The sequence below is a fragment of the Streptomyces griseoviridis genome (genome assembly GCF_005222485.1).
GTDB classification, from domain to species: domain Bacteria; phylum Actinomycetota; class Actinomycetes; order Streptomycetales; family Streptomycetaceae; genus Streptomyces; species Streptomyces hintoniae.
In genome coordinates, this window is record NZ_CP029078.1 from 5,150,136 (window position 1) to 5,166,003 (window position 15,868).

Below are 15,868 nucleotides of genomic sequence, written 5' to 3' on the forward strand. Positions count from 1 at the left end.
CTACACCTCCTCGGGAAGCTCCCCGACCCGGTTCTCCCACTTGGTGGAGAGGACCACCGTGGTGCGGGTCCGCGAGACGCCCTTCGTCCCGCTCAGCCGCCGGATCGTCCGCTCGAGACCGTCGACGTCGGTGGAGCGCACCTTGAGCATGAACGAGTCGTCGCCGGCGATGAACCAGCAGTCCTCGATCTCCGGGAGGTCCTTGAGCCGGCGGGCGACGTCCTCGTGGTCGGCCGCGTCCGAGAGCGAGATGCCGATCAGCGCGATGACCCCGAGCCCGAGCGAGGCCGAGTCCACGGTGGCCCGGTACCCGGTGATGACCCCGGCCGCCTCCAGCCGGTTGATGCGGTCGGTGACGCTCGGTCCCGACAGGCCGACGAGACGCCCGAGCTCCGCGTACGAGGCCCGGCCGTTCTCTCTCAGGGCCTGGATGAGCTGCCTGTCCACCGCGTCCATGCGATCGAAGCCTTCCGCTGGAGATTCCTTGAAACGAAACGACGAGAGGTGCTGCGGGTGTTGCGGGTGGTGCCTGGGGGTGGGAGGGAACCGGGGGGACAGGGGCGCCGGGCCGCGGCGGTCACCGCTCGGCCGCGTCCGCCGACCCGCCGCCCAGCTCCCCCGTCCAGCGCCGGTACAGCCGGTGCCGGATCCCGGCCGCGTCCAGCACCCGCCCGGCGACGAAGTCCACCAGGTCCTGGATGTGGGTGGCGCCCGCGTAGAAGGCGGGCGAGGTCGGCACGACGACGGCGCCCAGGTCGTCCAGGGTCACCAGGTGCCGCAGGGTCTGACCGTTGAGCGGTGTCTCCCGGACCGCGACCACCAGCGGCCTGCGCTCCTTGAGGGTGACGCTCGCCGCCCGCTGGAGCAGGTCCTTGGAGAGCCCGAGGGCGACCCCCGCGACACACGCCGTGGAGGCCGGCACGACGAGCATCCCCCGCACCGGGTACGACCCCGAGGACGGCCCCGCGGCCAGGTCGCCCGCGCTCCAGTACCGCACCCGCGCCAGGTCCACGCCGAACGAGTCCGGCTTGCCGTCGGCGCCGCGCGCCAGCCACTGCCCGAGGTCCTCGCGCCAGTGCGCGTCCCGGAAGGGGAGACCGGTCTCGTCGAGCAGCGTGAGCCGGGACGCCCGGCTGACCACCAGGTCGACCTCCTCACCGGCGTCCAGCAGCGCACGCAGCACGGCGGCGGCGTATGGGGTGCCGGAGGCCCCGGACACCCCTACGATCCAAGGCGTACGCGGCGCGTTTCCTGGCTTGAGCGGGTTCACACCCCCGAGCCTATCCGGCGCCGGGCAACGGGAACCGGCCAAGGGGGCCCGGACGTTCCCCAGAGGGGACGAACAGGAGCGGGGGGCTTCGTGCGCGACACCGGACCGGCGTGGTCGAGAGGGGACCGGGCGAAGGCCGCGGCCCGGCTGATGCTGGGCTGGATCGCCCTGCTGTGGCTCCTGGAGATCGCCGACACGCTCAGCGGCCACGCGCTCGACGACTTCGGCATCGTCCCGCGCGTCCCCGGCGAGCTGATCGACATCGTCCCGGCCTCCTTCATCCACTTCGGCTTCGGGCACCTCGTCGCCAACACAGTGCCGCTCCTGGTCCTCGGCTTCCTCGCGGCGCTCGGCGGGCTCCGCAGGTTCGCCGCGGTGTGCGCGTTCGTGATCGTCGCGGACGGCCTGGGCGTGTGGCTGATATCCCCGGCAGGCACCAACACGGCGGGCGCGTCGGGCCTGATCTTCGGCCTCTTCGGCTACCTCGTCGTCACCGGGCTGCTGCTTCGCCGTCCGCTGCCCCTGATCACCGCCGTCCTGATCACGGCGGTGTGGGGCGGCTCCTTCGCCCTCGGCCTCTCCCCGACCCAGGCGGGCGTCAGCTGGCAGGCCCACCTGCTGGGCCTCGCGGCGGGCGTGACGGCCGCGTTCCTGTTCGGCCCTAAGCCACGCTCAGGCCCCGCACCAGCAGGTCGATGAGCGCGCACACGAAGAGGCTGATGCCGATGAAGCCGTTGGTGGAGAAGAACGCCCGGTTCAGCCGGGTCAGGTCGTGCGGGCGCACGATCGTGTGCTCGTAGACGAACGCGCCCGCGACGATCAGCAGGCCGAGCCAGAAGAAGACACCGGCGCCGGTCGCGACGGCGTACCAGACGAACAGCGCCGTCGTGACGGTGTGGCAGCCGCGGGCGCCCCAGATCGCCGCCGGGATGCCGAAGCGGGCCGGCACCGACCTGACGCCGATCTCACGGTCCGTCTCGACGTCCTGGCAGGCGTAGATCAGATCGAACCCGCCGATCCAGATGCCGACGGCGAGCCCCAGGATCACCGCGTCCCACGACCAGGTGCCGGTGATCGCGAGCCAGCCGCCGATCGGCCCCATGGCCTGCGCGAACCCCAGGATGGCCTGCGGGAAGTTCGTGAACCGCTTGCCGTAGGGGTAGACCACCATCGGGATCACCGCGACCGGCGCGAGCGCCAGGCAGAGCGGGTTGAGCAGCGCCGCGGAGCCCAGGAAGACCACCAGCGCGACCAGCGCGCCCGTCCAGGCGTGCCGCACCGACATCGCGCCGGTCACCAGCTCGCGCTGGGCGGTGCGCGGATTGCGGGCGTCGATCTCCCGGTCGATGATCCGGTTGACGGCCATCGCGAACGTGCGCAGCCCCACCATGCAGACGGTGACCAGCAGCAGCCGCGTCCAGTGGATGCTGCGGTCCACCTCGTACATCGCGGTGAGCGCGGCGATGTACGCGAAGGGCAGCGCGAAGACGGAGTGTTCGATCATCACCAGGCGCAGGAACGCCGACACGCCCCCGCGCCGGCGGAGCGGCTCCGTGCCGCCCGTACCGGGGATGGCCTCGCTGCTCACAGCCCGTACTCCTTCCACCGGCGGTCGACCTTCGCCGCCGTCTCCTGGTCCGAGAGGACCATCTCAGGCCATCCGCCGTCGCGGGTGTAGCCCTCCTCGGGCCATTTCCGGGTGGCGTCGACGCCGGCCTTGCCGCCCCAGAACTGCTGGTAGGAGGCGTGGTCCAGATGATCGACGGGACCTTCGACGATCGACAGGTCACGGGCGTAGTCGGTGTTGCCGAGCGCCCGCCACGCGACCTCGTGCAGGTCGTGGACGTCGCAGTCGGAGTCCACGACGACGATCAGCTTGGTGAGGGACATCATGTGCGCCCCCCAGATCGCGTGCATCACCTTCTGCGCGTGCTTCGGGTACTTCTTGTCGATCGAGACGATCGCGCAGTTGTGGAAGCCGCCCGCCTCGGGCAGGTGGTAGTCCACGATGTCCGGCACGATGATCTTCAGCAGGGGCAGGAAGAACCGTTCCGTGGCCCGGCCGAGCGGCCCGTCCTCGGTCGGCGGCCGGCCGACCACGATCGACTGGAGCAGCGGCCGCTTGCGCATCGTCACGCAGTCGATGGTCAGGGCCGGGAACGGCTCCTGCGGCGTGTAGAACCCGGTGTGGTCGCCGAACGGCCCCTCGGGCAGCATCTCGCCCGGCTCCAGCCATCCCTCCAGGACGACCTCGGCCTGCGCGGGCACCTGGAGCGGGACGGTCTTGCAGTCGACCATCTCGATCCGCCGCCCGGAGACGAACCCGGCGAACAGGTACTCGTCGATGTCGCCGGGCAGCGGCGCGGTGGAGGCGTAGGTGACGGCGGGCGGGCAGCCGAAGGCGATCGCGACCGGCAGCCGCTCGCCCCGGCGCGCGGCCACCTGGTAGTGGTTGCGGCTGTCCTTGTGGATCTGCCAGTGCATGCCGATGGTGCGCCGGTCGTGCCGCTGGAGCCGGTAGAGGCCGAGGTTGCGGATGCCCGACTCGGGGTCCTTGGTGTGGGTGAGGCCCAGGTTGAAGAAGGACCCGCCGTCCTGCGGCCAGGTGAACAGCGCGGGCAGTTGGTCGAGGTCGACGTCGTCGCCGGTCAGGACGGTCTCCTGGACCGGTGCGTCCTTCACCTTCTTCGGCGGGACGTGCGCCATCGCGCCGAGCTTCCCGAACGCCTCGCGCACGCCGACGAACCCGTGCGGCAGCTCGGGCCGCAGCAGGCCGCCGATCTTCTCGGAGATGTCGCCGTAGGACTTCAGGCCGAGGGACTTCAGGAGCCGGCGGTCGGTGCCGAAGACGTTCATCGCGAGGGGCATCGACGAGCCCTTCACGTTCTCGAAGAGCAGCGCGGGGCCGCCCGCCTTCTGCACCCGGTCGACGATCTCCCCGACCTCCAGATACGGGTCGACCTCGGCCTTGACGCGCTTGAGGTCGCCCTCGCGTTCCAGGGCCCGCAGCAGGGAGCGAAGATCGTCGTAAGCCATGTGCCCCAGTATCGGCCACCGGCTAACCTGGCCCGGTCACCGGGGCCGACCCGGGCCGTTGCCGTCCCTCAGGAAAGAGCGCGCGAGCATGCTGAGATATCTGCCGTTCCTCCTGGTCCTGGCGCTGATGATCTACGCGTTCATCGACTGTCTGAACACGCCGGAGGAGGAGGTCCGCGGCCTGCCCAAGGTGGTCTGGATCATCATCATCCTGCTCTTCGGCGAGGTGCTGGTCGGTCCGGTCGTCTGGCTGCTCGCGGGCAAGAACCGTGCGGGCGGCGGCGCCGGCGGCGGCCGGCAGGCGGGCCCGCAGCGCTGGGTGGCGCCGGACGACAACCCCGACTTCCTGAAGTCCTTGAACAAGGACGGGAAGGACGCGGGCGCCCCGGAGGACGGGACCGCCGCGCGGGACGCCACGGACGCCGGTGGCGGCCGCGCCGAGGAGCCCCCGAAGGACGTCACCGACCCCACGGGCGAGGAGAAGGGCCCCCGCGCCGACTGACCCGCCCCGCGGAGCCTCCCGGTCTCAGATCCTGCGGAGGATCAGGGCGGCGTGCGGGGTGGTCTCGCCGCGTTCCTCGTCGGCCTCCCTGACCGTGCGGGAGACCGTCCTGAACCCGGCGGCGGTGAGCAGGGCGGTCATCTCGTCGGGCCGGCGGCGCAGGAAGTCGAGGGCGACGGGGAGGCCGAAGGGCCGGTCGTGGCGACGGGGCCGGTCGCCGACCTGGAAGGCGACCAGCAGGAGGCCGCCGGGCGCGAGGACCCGGTGGAACTCGGCGAACAGCGCGGGCAGCCTGTCCACAGGGGTGTGGATGGACGAGTACCAGGAGACGACGCCGCCGAGCGCGCCGTCCGGCAGCCCGAGGTCCAGCATCGAGCCCCGCTCGAACCGCAGCGACGGGTTGTCCCGGCGGGCGATGGCGAGCATCGCGTCGGAGAGATCGAGCCCGTGGACGTCGAGGCCGAGCCCGGCGAGATACCCGGTGACCAGCCCGGGACCGCAGCCGAGGTCGGCGACGGGCACCCCTGGCCCGACCAGTTCGGCGTAGCCGCGCAGCACGGCCCGGTCCAGCGGCCGGGTGGCGAGGACGTCGTGGAACATCGCGGCGTACTCCTCCGCGACGGCGTCGTAGAAGGCGCGGGTGGGGGCGAGGAACTCGGCGTCGGTCATGGGCGGGGAGGGTAGCGGCCACCACTGACAGCGGGGGCAGGCCGGGCGGCCCGGACGGGGCGGTGGCGGTGGCGGTGGTGGTGGTAGCCAAGGTGGCGGCTGCGGCTGCGGCTGCGGCTGCGGTGGGGTGGTGTTGGCGGCGGCGGAGGCCGGGCAAGGCAACCGGGGCCCGTCCGGGCTCCGGTTCCGGAGAAGGCAGGAGCCCCGTCGCCTTGCGGCGCGGGGCTCCTTGGGTACTGCTTCAGATCCGGATCAAAGCATCAGGCTCGTCGAGCCAGGAAGCTGTGACGGCTCAGACGGGAGTTACGTTCTCCGCCTGCGGGCCCTTGGGGCCCTGAGTGACGTCGAAGGAGACCTGCTGGTTCTCCTCCAGCGAACGGAAACCGTTCGCATTGATCGCGGAGTAGTGAACGAAGACGTCGGGGCCGCCGCCTTCCTGGGCGATGAAACCAAAGCCCTTTTCGGCGTTGAACCACTTCACGGTTCCGGTAGCCATAAGCCCTCCTTGGGCCCAAAGGGTTGCCCTGCTCCAGAACCTGCAAGTGTGAAAACGAGTGCCGCACATCTGCATACGTCTGAAAACGACTAGAGCCCGCGGTTACATGCTCCGCAGGCTCTGTACTGCAAGGGAAACCAAACTGCAACTTGCGGGCGAGCCTAGCACGCGCGCAGCCGCGAGCGGTAGAGCTCAAGATCACGTCACCCGGACGTTTGAAGAGGGGCGTCTGGGTTGACGGAGTCGACCGTGGGGCCGGGGCCTGGAGACTACCCCATAGGGTCTAGCCTCGCGATGTGGACAATTCTCGCACCCGGCCGCGCGTCGGCCACATCCAGTTCCTGAACTGCCTGCCCCTCTACTGGGGCCTCGCGAGGACGGGCACGCTCCTCGACTTCGAGCTGACCAAGGACACCCCGGAGAAGCTCAGCGAGCGGCTGGTGCGGGGGGACCTCGACATCGGCCCCGTCACGCTGGTCGAGTTCCTGAAGAACGCGGACGACCTGGTCGCCTTCCCTGACATCGCCGTCGGCTGCGACGGCCCCGTCATGTCCTGCGTGATCGTCTCCCAGGTCCCCCTCGACCGCCTCGACGGCGCCAGGGTCGCCCTCGGCTCGACCTCCCGCACCTCGGTCAGGCTCGCCCAGCTCCTGCTGTCGGAACGATTCGGCGTCGAGCCCGACTACTACACGTGCCCGCCCGACCTCAGCCTGATGATGCAGGACGCGGAGGCGGCGGTCCTGATCGGCGACGCGGCGCTCCGCGCCAACCTGCACGACGGACCGCGCTACGGCCTCGCCGTCCACGACCTCGGCACGCTCTGGAAGGAGTGGACGGGACTCCCGTTCGTCTTCGCCGTCTGGGCGGCCCGCCGCGACTACCTCGAACGCGAGCCGGAGATCACCCGCAAGGTCCACGAGGCGTTCCTCGCCTCCCGCAACCTCTCCCTCGAAGAGGTCACCAAGGTCGCCGAACAGGCGGCCCGCTGGGAGGCGTTCGACGAGAGCGTCCTGGAGCAGTACTTCACCACCCTCGACTTCCGCTTCGGAGCCACCCAGTTGGCGGCGGTCCAGGAATTCGCCCGCCGGGTCGGGCCGACGACGGGGTTCCCCGCGGATGTGACGGTGGAGTTGTTGGGGGAGCGGGGGTGAGGGGGGTGAACGGGCGGGAGTCATCGGTCCGCCCGTTCACCCACGCCGCCCGGCCTACATCGGTGTCGTGACCGTGATGTGCTCGCCGCTGCCCAGGTGCAGCATGCCCTTGCCCGGGTTGATCGGGCCACCGACCATGCTGCGGTTGGTGCGGATGCCGATCAGCTCGCCCGAGCCGGACTCCTGCGGGGAGAGCAGGATGCCGCGCCGGGCCTTCTTCGCGTCGACCTGCCAACCGGAGAAGCCGTCACAGATCTCGTCCTCGTCCCCGGCGATGACGACCGCGAGACCCTCCTCCGCGCCCCGCTCGACGATCCGCTTGAAGACGTCCTCGGCGTCGCAGTCGTCCAGCACCTCTGCGTCGTCGACCAGGACGACGATCGGTTCCGCGGGGGTGGCCGAGCCGATCAGCTCCTCCAGCTCGTCCTCGTCGACGTCCCGGCCGGTGAAGACCTTCAGCACGCCGTCCACACCGTCGAGTTCACGCACCGGCGACTGGCGCGGGGCGGCGACGATCAGGCGCACCCCCTGGGCGAGGTACGAGCGGGCGAAGCTCAACAGGGTCGTCGAGCGGCCCGACTTGGCGGGGCCGCCGATCACGAATGCCGGCACCCCCTGCCCCAGGTCGGGGCCGAACGCCGTGAGTTCGTCGCCTCCGACGCCCACCAGCGCCCACAGCGGGGAGGCGGCCGTCGCCGGATCGCGCATCGCCCACGCGTCGTCGAAGGAGATCCGGTTCGGCAGCACATCGACCCGGAACGGCCTGCGGCCACGCGGCACTCCGCTGTCCCTCGCCGCCGCCGCCACACCGATCGAGTCCAGCGCGGCTGCCTGCCCCTGACCTGTGGTGTCCTCGGAGAGGAGCGCGAACTGCGTCTCGGCCGCGGACTCGTTGCGGAAGGCGCGGCCGGGCGGGATCTCCTCGGGAACCTTGCGCGAGTTGATGTCCAGCATCGAGAAGTCGGCACGGTCCGCGAGCCGCAGCCCGTACTTGTCCTCGGTGAGGGACGAGATGCGACCCGCCAGGATCTGCCGGTCACCGGTGATCACCAGATGGACACCGACGCTCGCCCCCTCCCGCATCATCGCCATGACCTGGTCGGTCAGATCACCGTGGTTGTGCTCGCCGAGGGTGGGCAGCCAGCCCTCCCAACGGTCCAGGAGCACCACGATGTGCGGCAGCCGCTCGTCCTCGACGACGGCCGCGCGCTGCTCACCGATGTCGGCGTAGCCCTTGTCGGCGAGCAGTTCCTGGCGGCGGCCCACCTCGCCGGAGAGCCGGTTGACCAGCCGCTCGACGCGCTCCAGCTGGTTGCGGCTGACGACCGCCCCGCAGTGCGGCAGCCGGGTCAGCGCGTTCAGCGCGCCGTTGCCGCAGTCGATGCCGTACAGGTGCACGTCGGCACTGGAGTTGGTACGGGCCAGCGAACCGGCGATGGTGCGCAGCACCTGCGAGCGTCCGGTGCGCGGGGCGCCGGCGACGATGAGGTGACCGAAGGTCGCGAAGTCGACGGCCACGGCCCGGCGCGCCTGGTCGGCCGGCAGGTCCTCGACGCCGAAGGGGGCGGCGGGCAGCGCGCCCTGGGCCCGGACCGCCGGGACCTCGTCCAGCAGGAGGGTGCCGTCGAGCGCGGGCAGCCACGGGGAGTGCTGCGCCGGGATACCGAGGGCGGTGTTGGCCTCCCGTACGGCGTCCACCAGCACCTTCAGGTCGGTGATCTCGTCGTCCTCGCTCCTCTCCGATCTGGGCTTGCGCAGCGCTGCCCGGCCCAGGTCCTGCCAGTCGAGCGGACCCGCCCAGGGGGCGAGCGTCGCGGGGTCGGCGGCGCCCGGCCGCCGACCGCCCACCCGGCCCGACTGGAACGGGACGAGGGAGGCGTGCCCGAGCCGGACGTACGCCCGGCCGGGGGTGCTCTTGCTGATGTGCCCGGCCTCCGGCGCGTCGATGACGTCCGTCGACTCACCGGCGTCGGTCACCCGCAGAGCGATCCGGAGGTTGGTATTGGCCCGGATCTCGGGGGAGACGACGCCGCTCGGCCGCTGAGTGGCGAGCAGGAGGTGGATGCCGAGGGACCGGCCGCGCTGCGCGATGTTCACCAGTCCCGTGACGAAGTCCGGGAGGTCGCGCACCATCGACGCGAACTCGTCGATGACGATGAGGAGTCGGGGCACCGAGGGCCGCGAGGGATCCCGTCTGACCAGGTCCTGATAGTCCTCGATGTCCTTGGCGTCGGCGGCGGCGAGAATGTGCTCGCGCCGCTTCAGCTCAGCGCCCAGTGACTCCAGCGCCCGTTCGACGAGATGGGCGTCGAGGTCGGTCACCATCCCGACCGTGTGCGGCAGTTTGACGCAGTCCTTGAACGCCGACCCGCCCTTGTAGTCGACCAGGACGAACGTCATGTTCTCGGGGGTGTTCGCGACCGCGAGGGCGGCCACGATGGTCTGCAACAGTTCCGACTTGCCGGAACCGGTGGTGCCGGCGATCAGACCGTGCGGCCCGTCCCTGCGCAGGTCGATGCCGAACGGGCCGTCGTACGACTCCCCGATGACCGCCATCGTCGACTGGCCACCCAACTGCCAGCGCGCGGCGACCGCGTCGCGGGTGGGCGGCTCCAACTGGAGGACGTCGAGAAGTCGGCTGGCGGCAGGGAGCGCCGAGTCCTCGGTCTCGCCGCTGATGTCCCGCAGTGGCGAGAGGGCGCGGGACAACCGCGCGCACCAGGCGGCCGACACGAAGTCGGGTCGCACGTTCTTCTTCCGCAGCGCTCCGGCCTGCTCGACCCGCAGCCGCAACTCCGGTGCCGCCCGGTCCTGTTCCTCGTCCTGTCCGGTGGCCGGGTGCCAGGCCTGGAAGGACGGGAACCCGCCGACGACCTGCTGCGCTGCGGGCGTCGTGGAGGCCCCGGTGTCGCTCGGCCGGGGCTCGGCGACGACCACAGCCTGGCACTCGCCGGGCAGGAACCGCTCCTCCTCGTCCAGGCAGACGGCCCGGATGGCGACATCCGGGCCTTCGCGCAGCAGCCGGACCACCCCCGGCATGGACCGCAGCCGGCGCGAGCCGTCCCAGATGACGACGATGTCCGGATCGGAGAAGGCCGGACCGTTGTCCTTGCGGCCGCCCTGCTTGAGCGCCTTCTGCCGGGCGTCGAGGATCTGAGTCAGTTCACCCACCCGGGCGGCCACCGTCTCGGAGTCGATGCCGATCAGAATGTTGACGTCCTGGCCGTTGCCAGGCCGCGAGTGCGGCAGCCAACGGACCCAGTCCCAACGGGAGTCGGCGGAGTTGTCGGTGAGGACATAGAACTGGACGTCCATCGGGCTGTGCAGCACCGCCGTCTGCGCCACCGCCCAACGCCCCAGCGCGTGGGCCGAGTCACCGGGTCCCGCGATGCCGATGACCCCGAGGTCGCGCAGCGAAAGGGAGACCGGGGCGTCCTCGAGGTACCAGCGGACCTTGCGCTTGTGCTCGTCCTGCTCGGGGTCGTCGAGTTCGACCTCGGACGGCACGCGTCCGGTGCCGAAGCGCAGCAGCAGATGGTCCGCGTCGGTGCGCCGGCGCTCCCAGAGCCTGGTGCGCGGGCCGGTGCCGAAGGCCAGGACGGCGGCCGGGTCGGGGATGGCCTGGCGACGGTCCGACCGCTCCGTGACCAGGGCCTCCTGCGCGTCCTTCTCGATCCGTGCCTTGTGCTCCTTGTACTCCTTGAGCTGCTTCGCGTGCGACTTGCGGCCGTGCTTCTTGTCCATGAAGTAGTTGCCGAACAGCATGACCGGGCTCATCAGCGCCATGATCAGGTAGTACCAGCGCCCGAACATCAGCACCGAGACGACGGCACCGACGATCGGCAGCAGCGCCATCAGCCACGGCAGCGGACGGGCCTCGTAGTCGCCGGGTGGGTTGGGCAGGGAGAAGTGGGTCTGACGGTCGGCGGGGCGCAGCCGCGGCGGCCGGTTGTAGTCGAGTCCCGCACCGTCGTCGGACCAGGTGAGGGCGGCGTTGGGCGGCGTGTAGCCGAAGATCTCCAACAGTGTGTTGCCCAGAGCGAGTTGGCCTCCGAGGGTCCACTCACCTCCCTCGAACGCCTCACCGTCGAAACGGACCTCGTCGTCCTTCCCGAGATGAAGGGCGACGGTGCAGGTGCCGTCGATGGCGATGGAGAGACTGGCGGCCCGGTCCGGCAACTCGGGGTCGTCGACGCGCAGATGCGCGGCCGGTCCGGCGCCGATGTCGTACTTGCCCACGCCGAGACGGTGCACCGCCCCGGCTCCGGGCCCGCCGACCACCCGGAACTCCACGACGCCGGTGGGTTCGCCCATGACGCAGCCGGCCGGATCGTGCAGGCTGACGACGGCCCCGTCGCGCAGCGGCGATCCGACGACGGTGGCCGAGGGGTCCAGGGCGTAGCCGTCGACATAGGCGAGCGGAGCTGTGCCCGAGCCGGAGTTGCGGTGTGCCCCGAGCGGAATGACCTGAGCGCCGCCTCCCGCGCCGACGTTCCGCGCCAACTCCTGTGCGATGTCGCCGACCGTGCACTCCGGGTCGGCGTCGAGCACCACGTCGGCGCTGGCTCCGCCGAGCGGATCGACGACCGTCAGACTCAGGCGCACCTGCCATCCCCCCACACACCGAGAACACCCCGACACAGTCCGAGTGACCTTAACCGTCACGCCCTTGCCGGGCGCAACGGGATATGACCGGTTCACGATTCCCTTGCAATCCCCGGCCGAAGGCCCCTGTGGTCGCACCACTTGCACCCGTAAGATCTTTGCTCGTGCGGACGTCCCACCCACGGTTGCGGAGTCCGCGCGCACAGTGCCACGGGGGTAGGCCCTGAGGCGACACCAACGGGAGGAAGCCGTCATGGCCAAGGGTAAAGACGCAGACCTTACTTATGCCGAGATGGAGAAGGTCGCCGGCGACCTGATCAAGGACATGCACGAGCTGGAAGACAAGATCAAGGGCGTGGAGAAGCGGGTCTCGGCCCTCGTCGAGAACGGCTTCAGCACCCAGAAGGCCTCCGGGGCGTACGACGACTCCATGAAGGACTTCACCAAGGGCGCGACCAAGACCATCCAGGGTCTGCACGGACTCTCGGACTTCCTGAAGAAGGCCAAGGAAGCGTACGAGCAGCTGGACGAGCAGCTGGCGAGCTCGGCCAAGAGCTGATCCCGTCACGCGCACGACCGTGACCGGGTGCGGCGGGGCGTCACGCCCCGCCGCACCCGTGCTTCGGAGGGGCTTGCCGTCCTGGACCGAGCCCGTACGCGCAACCTCTAGGCAGGGAGTCTGAGTCCGTGGCGGACAGAACTCGATACGACCTCGATCTGATCAAGGAATGCTCGAACTCGCTCTACCGCATGCACCGTGAGTTCAAGGACCACGGGGACCCGTCCGACGGATACCGCGAGGATCTGGGCAGCGACAAACTGCGGGACGTCTTCGACGACTTCTCCGACACCTGGAAGAAGAACCGCAAGAAACTCATGAAGGACATCGAGAACCTGGCCAAGTACACGGCCGAGGCCGCGAAGTCCTACGAGAAGATCGACCACGATCTCGCGCAGGCGCTGAGGGGCGCCAAGAGCAGCGGCAAGAAGGAGAAGTGACCGTGACAGCGCGTCCCAAGGACTGGTCGCCGTTGTACGACTCCGACCCGGTGCCCGGGGATCCGTACGAGGTGGCACAGCTCGGCAAGAAGCTGCGGGGCATGGCGGACGAGATCGACAAACAGGCCCGGAACATCCGGGCGTTGGCATCGGTCGACGGCTGGGACAGCGACGCGGGACGCGCCTTCCACGAGATCGCGGGGGACACCGCGGGCCGGTTGCAGAAGGCATACGACCGGTACGACGAGGCCGCGACGGCGATCGGCACCAAGGTTGTCGAGGGCGACGGCGAGTCGGCCGAGTACGCCAGCGAGCTGCGTCGAGCGCAGCGACTGGCGGACAAGGGCCTGAAGGAGTACCGGGAGGCGGAGACCGACTACAAGGCCGCGGGCAAGGTGCTCGACCCTCTTGAGGGGAACGTGCTGACCGGCGACGAAGCGGTCAAGCACAGTAAGCAGACGAAGAAGCGTGACGATGCGGCGGATCTGATGCTCAAGGCGGAGCAGAAGATCATGGCCGCCAAGCACATCCGCGACGACGCCGCACGCCGCGCGGCCAAAAAGATCAAGAACGTGATCCACCACGACGGGGTTCATGACCCCGGCGGAATCATGAACTGGATCGCGGATCATGCGGACTGGTTCTCCGCCGTTGCGACCGTCCTCGCGGTGGTGGCACTAGCGGCCGCGATCATCCTTACGGGTGGTATCGCGGCAGCGGTCATCGTCGGTATCGCGGCAGCTTTCAGCGCGACGGCTTTGGCCGGGCGGCTCTACGACGTCTTTGCGCGCGGCGGAAAGTTCGACGCTCTCAAGATCGGACTGGATGTTCTGGGCGTAATCCCAGGCTTCGGTGCTCTTCGAGGAATTACCGCAGTCGCCAAGGGTGGGCGCGTACTCGCCGCGCAGCGCGGTGTCTGGACCATGTTCACCAACGGGTTCGCCGTGAAGAGGATCAACGATGCCACCAGATTGGCATCCAAAATGCTTGCCAAGCGGCAGATAAAGTTCCTTCCCGCGGACGGATTCAACCCCGAACTCGTGACAAGGTACATCAAAGGTTTCGGCTTGGCGAACTTGACTGTTAAGTCGGTGAATCGGCTGATGGATAGAATGCCGGAGGCCGACAATTCCTCGCACCAGGTCTCGCCACCTGCCGGAGATGCTCGGCCCACCCCGACTCCGAACTTGAAACCGAAGGCACCCGCCGAATCCGGTACTCCGTCACCGACGCCGCGACCGAGCCCCTCATCAGCTTCGTTCCGTGCCGCTCTGGCGCCCACCGGATAAAGGAGTGAAACCGTGAGTGACCAAAAAGGTCTGGAATTCGGGAAGTTCATGGGGGACGACGGCGGAGTCCATGACATGATCTCCGCGTCAGTAATTATCGGCGTCCCGGCGGCAAGAGGAGCAGCGGAGAGGTACGGGCGGGAGCTGCGTTTCGACTTCCTGGACGACGAGGCTGTCCATCGGCTGCTGTTCCACCGTTGGGAGGACAACGCGACGGGACGGCTCATGGGGTGCCTGGGAAGCATCCCGCTCTTCGTCTTCGGCGCGGGAGCCTGGCCGTTCTGGGACCTAGTCGCCTCGCAGAAGTCCACTGCATTCCAGGCTGCTTTCATCGTCGTTGACACCTTGATCGTCGTTGGTGTACTGGTGGGGTTGTACATGTGGCGTCGGTCCAGTCTGCTCGATCCGGCGACGCGGAATATGCGTATCCGGGTGCGCAGGTATCACAAGATTGCCAGGATTGCTCGGCGAGGTGGTGCTGACATTCCTGCAGCGTACCCTTACTACGGAATGTACCTATCCTCCAGGAAGTTCTTCCCGGACGCTCCTGAGCTGTCAATTCCTGATGAGGGAAAGATTGCATGACGATCTCGCCAGATTTTACAGAATTCGTTCCCTCTCATGCGGCTCCAGCTGTTCTGAACGCCGACGACATTCAGGTCCGATGGGTGGTCCCGGAAAATTTTCATGACCTCCCCGTCCGCTTTCGGGACGATGGTGAGGCGGTGCAGCTACTGGAGGATCTGACGGATAAGGTTCTCCCGGGGGCCGACTATGACGACAAGACGGCGTTCGGGGTCCTTTGCGCCATAAGCGTCGAAGAACTGACCGGCCTGGGCGTGGAGTACGCCGCAGTCTGCATCACCGTAGTTGATGATGTCCCGTGCACAGCCACGTTGTCGGTGTTTCTGGTGGACAGCCCGGAAGCCAATGGAACGCAGAATGCCGTACGAGATATTGCGTCAAATCTCTCACGCGCCGAAGCAGGTGAAGTATCGCAGATCGACCTCCCGTGCGGCTCCGCGGTCTCCTGCATCGGCACTCGGAGTGAAGCAGTCGCCGGTGACCTGACTGGCTCCGAGGAAAGCGTCACGTTTCCTGTCGGATATATTCGAATCTTCCTCCCGCTCCCGAACGGGACGACTCTCCTCATGGAGATGGCGACTCCCACGATGGTCGGCTGGGACATCTTCTCCACCATGTTCGGCAACACCGTCAGCAGCATTCGCCTCTATCACGCCGACGGCTCGCGTCTGATCACATCCGAGGTGGGTGGGTGATCTCGGCTGAGAGTCCGCCTTCGGACTACCGGCTCCTTGTTCCCCGTGACTGGTTCCGGGTCGATCTCACGCACGATCGCTGGCGTCGGCAGTTGAAGACCTTCGTCGACAAGGAGTCGCAGAACAGCGGTCTCCCGGCAGAGGTGGCCAGGGAGATCTGGACGAGCTTGCGGAACACCGTCGAAGTCGGCCTCGGCGAAGGCGCGTTGGAATTCTTTCTGAGGACGGAGATGTCGGAGTCCTCAGAGTCCGCGGCGCCGGCCTCTCTGCTGGTCGCGTTGGCCCTCACGCCCAAGGGCCTCGCCCCCCAGGCGGCGGAGTTCGGGCAGGTGCTCCGCCGGCGAGTGGGGGACGCGGCGGAGGTGGACGTCGTCACGTTGCCCGCGGGTGCCACGGTCCGCGTCCGCACGGACGCGACCGTGGACTACCACGTGCGGATGCCAGGTGCCGTGGGCTACCTGCACCTGGCCTTCTCCCTCCCGGTGAGCGGAGTGCGCAGCCCGATGGGGGAGTTGTGCGACGCCATGGCCCACTCGCTGCGCTGGGTCTGAGGCCGGGACCGCGCCCGCCG

16 protein-coding genes are annotated in these 15,868 nt (G+C 68.9%); 9 read left to right on the forward strand and 7 right to left on the reverse strand.

From position 1 onward, the window contains the following. On the reverse strand, positions 1-456 hold the full coding sequence (locus DDJ31_RS22215; RefSeq protein ID WP_127178590.1) for an Lrp/AsnC family transcriptional regulator: 456 nt from the start codon (positions 454-456) through the stop codon (positions 1-3). A gap of 121 nt (positions 457-577) precedes the next feature. Beyond that, positions 578-1,270 (reverse strand): UbiX family flavin prenyltransferase, encoded by a 693-nt coding sequence (locus DDJ31_RS22220; RefSeq protein WP_127178589.1) that lies wholly within the window; start codon positions 1,268-1,270, stop codon positions 578-580. Positions 1,271-1,360: 90 nt separating this feature from the next. Between DDJ31_RS22220 and DDJ31_RS22225 the strand changes: the two genes are divergently transcribed. Beyond that, positions 1,361-1,969, forward strand: a complete 609-nt coding sequence (locus DDJ31_RS22225) for a rhomboid family intramembrane serine protease (RefSeq protein WP_431027518.1) — start codon at positions 1,361-1,363, stop codon at positions 1,967-1,969. Here DDJ31_RS22225 and mqnP read toward each other — a convergent pair. Together mqnP and DDJ31_RS22235 are read right to left on the reverse strand one after the other, a co-directional pair. Then, positions 1,932-2,858 (reverse strand): menaquinone biosynthesis prenyltransferase MqnP, encoded by a 927-nt coding sequence (gene mqnP / locus DDJ31_RS22230; protein ID WP_431027516.1) that lies wholly within the window; start codon positions 2,856-2,858, stop codon positions 1,932-1,934. The two genes, DDJ31_RS22225 and mqnP, sit on opposite strands and share 38 nt — an antisense overlap. After that, positions 2,855-4,306 (reverse strand): menaquinone biosynthesis decarboxylase, encoded by a 1,452-nt coding sequence (locus tag DDJ31_RS22235; RefSeq protein WP_127178588.1) that lies wholly within the window; start codon positions 4,304-4,306, stop codon positions 2,855-2,857. The genes mqnP and DDJ31_RS22235 overlap by 4 nt, the downstream gene beginning before the upstream one ends. 88 nt (positions 4,307-4,394) lie before the next feature. On the opposite strand from DDJ31_RS22235, the gene DDJ31_RS22240 reads away from it, so the two are divergent. After that, positions 4,395-4,808 carry a PLD nuclease N-terminal domain-containing protein gene (locus DDJ31_RS22240; protein WP_127178587.1) on the forward strand — a complete coding sequence of 138 codons (414 nt, stop codon included), beginning with the start codon at positions 4,395-4,397 and terminating at the stop codon, positions 4,806-4,808. Between the two features lie 24 nt (positions 4,809-4,832). On the opposite strand, the gene DDJ31_RS22245 is transcribed toward DDJ31_RS22240, so the two are convergent. Both DDJ31_RS22245 and DDJ31_RS22250 read right to left on the reverse strand, forming a co-directional pair. After that, positions 4,833-5,477, reverse strand: coding sequence for a class I SAM-dependent methyltransferase (locus DDJ31_RS22245; RefSeq protein WP_127178586.1), 645 nt, complete (start codon positions 5,475-5,477; stop codon positions 4,833-4,835). Between the two features lie 292 nt (positions 5,478-5,769). After that, positions 5,770-5,973: a cold-shock protein gene (locus DDJ31_RS22250; protein ID WP_007490911.1), complete on the reverse strand. Its 204-nt coding sequence runs from the start codon at positions 5,971-5,973 to the stop codon at positions 5,770-5,772. A 296-nt stretch (positions 5,974-6,269) separates the two neighbouring features. Here DDJ31_RS22250 and DDJ31_RS22255 point away from each other — a divergent pair, with 296 nt between their 5' ends. Beyond that, positions 6,270-7,124, forward strand: coding sequence for a menaquinone biosynthetic enzyme MqnA/MqnD family protein (locus DDJ31_RS22255; RefSeq protein ID WP_127178585.1), 855 nt, complete (start codon positions 6,270-6,272; stop codon positions 7,122-7,124). Between the two features lie 54 nt (positions 7,125-7,178). Here DDJ31_RS22255 and DDJ31_RS22260 read toward each other — a convergent pair whose 3' ends face one another. After that, on the reverse strand, positions 7,179-11,729 hold the full coding sequence (locus DDJ31_RS22260; protein WP_127178584.1) for an FtsK/SpoIIIE domain-containing protein: 4,551 nt from the start codon (positions 11,727-11,729) through the stop codon (positions 7,179-7,181). 253 nt (positions 11,730-11,982) lie between these two features. On the opposite strand from DDJ31_RS22260, the gene DDJ31_RS22265 reads away from it, so the two are divergent. The 6 genes from DDJ31_RS22265 (at position 11,983) to DDJ31_RS39285 (ending at position 15,848) form a co-directional block, all read left to right on the forward strand. Further along, positions 11,983-12,288, forward strand: coding sequence for a WXG100 family type VII secretion target (locus tag DDJ31_RS22265; RefSeq protein ID WP_240678114.1), 306 nt, complete (start codon positions 11,983-11,985; stop codon positions 12,286-12,288). Positions 12,289-12,416: 128 nt separating this feature from the next. Beyond that, on the forward strand, positions 12,417-12,728 hold the full coding sequence (locus tag DDJ31_RS22270; RefSeq protein ID WP_127178583.1) for a hypothetical protein: 312 nt from the start codon (positions 12,417-12,419) through the stop codon (positions 12,726-12,728). A gap of 2 nt (positions 12,729-12,730) precedes the next feature. Continuing rightward, a complete protein-coding gene (locus DDJ31_RS22275) occupies positions 12,731-14,017 on the forward strand; it encodes a putative T7SS-secreted protein (RefSeq protein WP_127178582.1) in 1,287 nt (428 codons plus the stop codon). Positions 14,018-14,029: 12 nt separating this feature from the next. Then, complete coding sequence (locus DDJ31_RS22280) at positions 14,030-14,602, forward strand: hypothetical protein (protein ID WP_127178581.1); 573 nt, start codon at positions 14,030-14,032, stop codon at positions 14,600-14,602. Beyond that, positions 14,599-15,297 carry a hypothetical protein gene (locus DDJ31_RS22285; RefSeq protein ID WP_127178580.1) on the forward strand — a complete coding sequence of 233 codons (699 nt, stop codon included), beginning with the start codon at positions 14,599-14,601 and terminating at the stop codon, positions 15,295-15,297. The genes DDJ31_RS22280 and DDJ31_RS22285 overlap by 4 nt, the downstream gene beginning before the upstream one ends. A 230-nt stretch (positions 15,298-15,527) precedes the next feature. Then, positions 15,528-15,848, forward strand: a complete 321-nt coding sequence (locus DDJ31_RS39285; RefSeq protein ID WP_253302957.1) for a hypothetical protein — start codon at positions 15,528-15,530, stop codon at positions 15,846-15,848. Positions 15,849-15,868 lie beyond the last annotated feature (20 nt).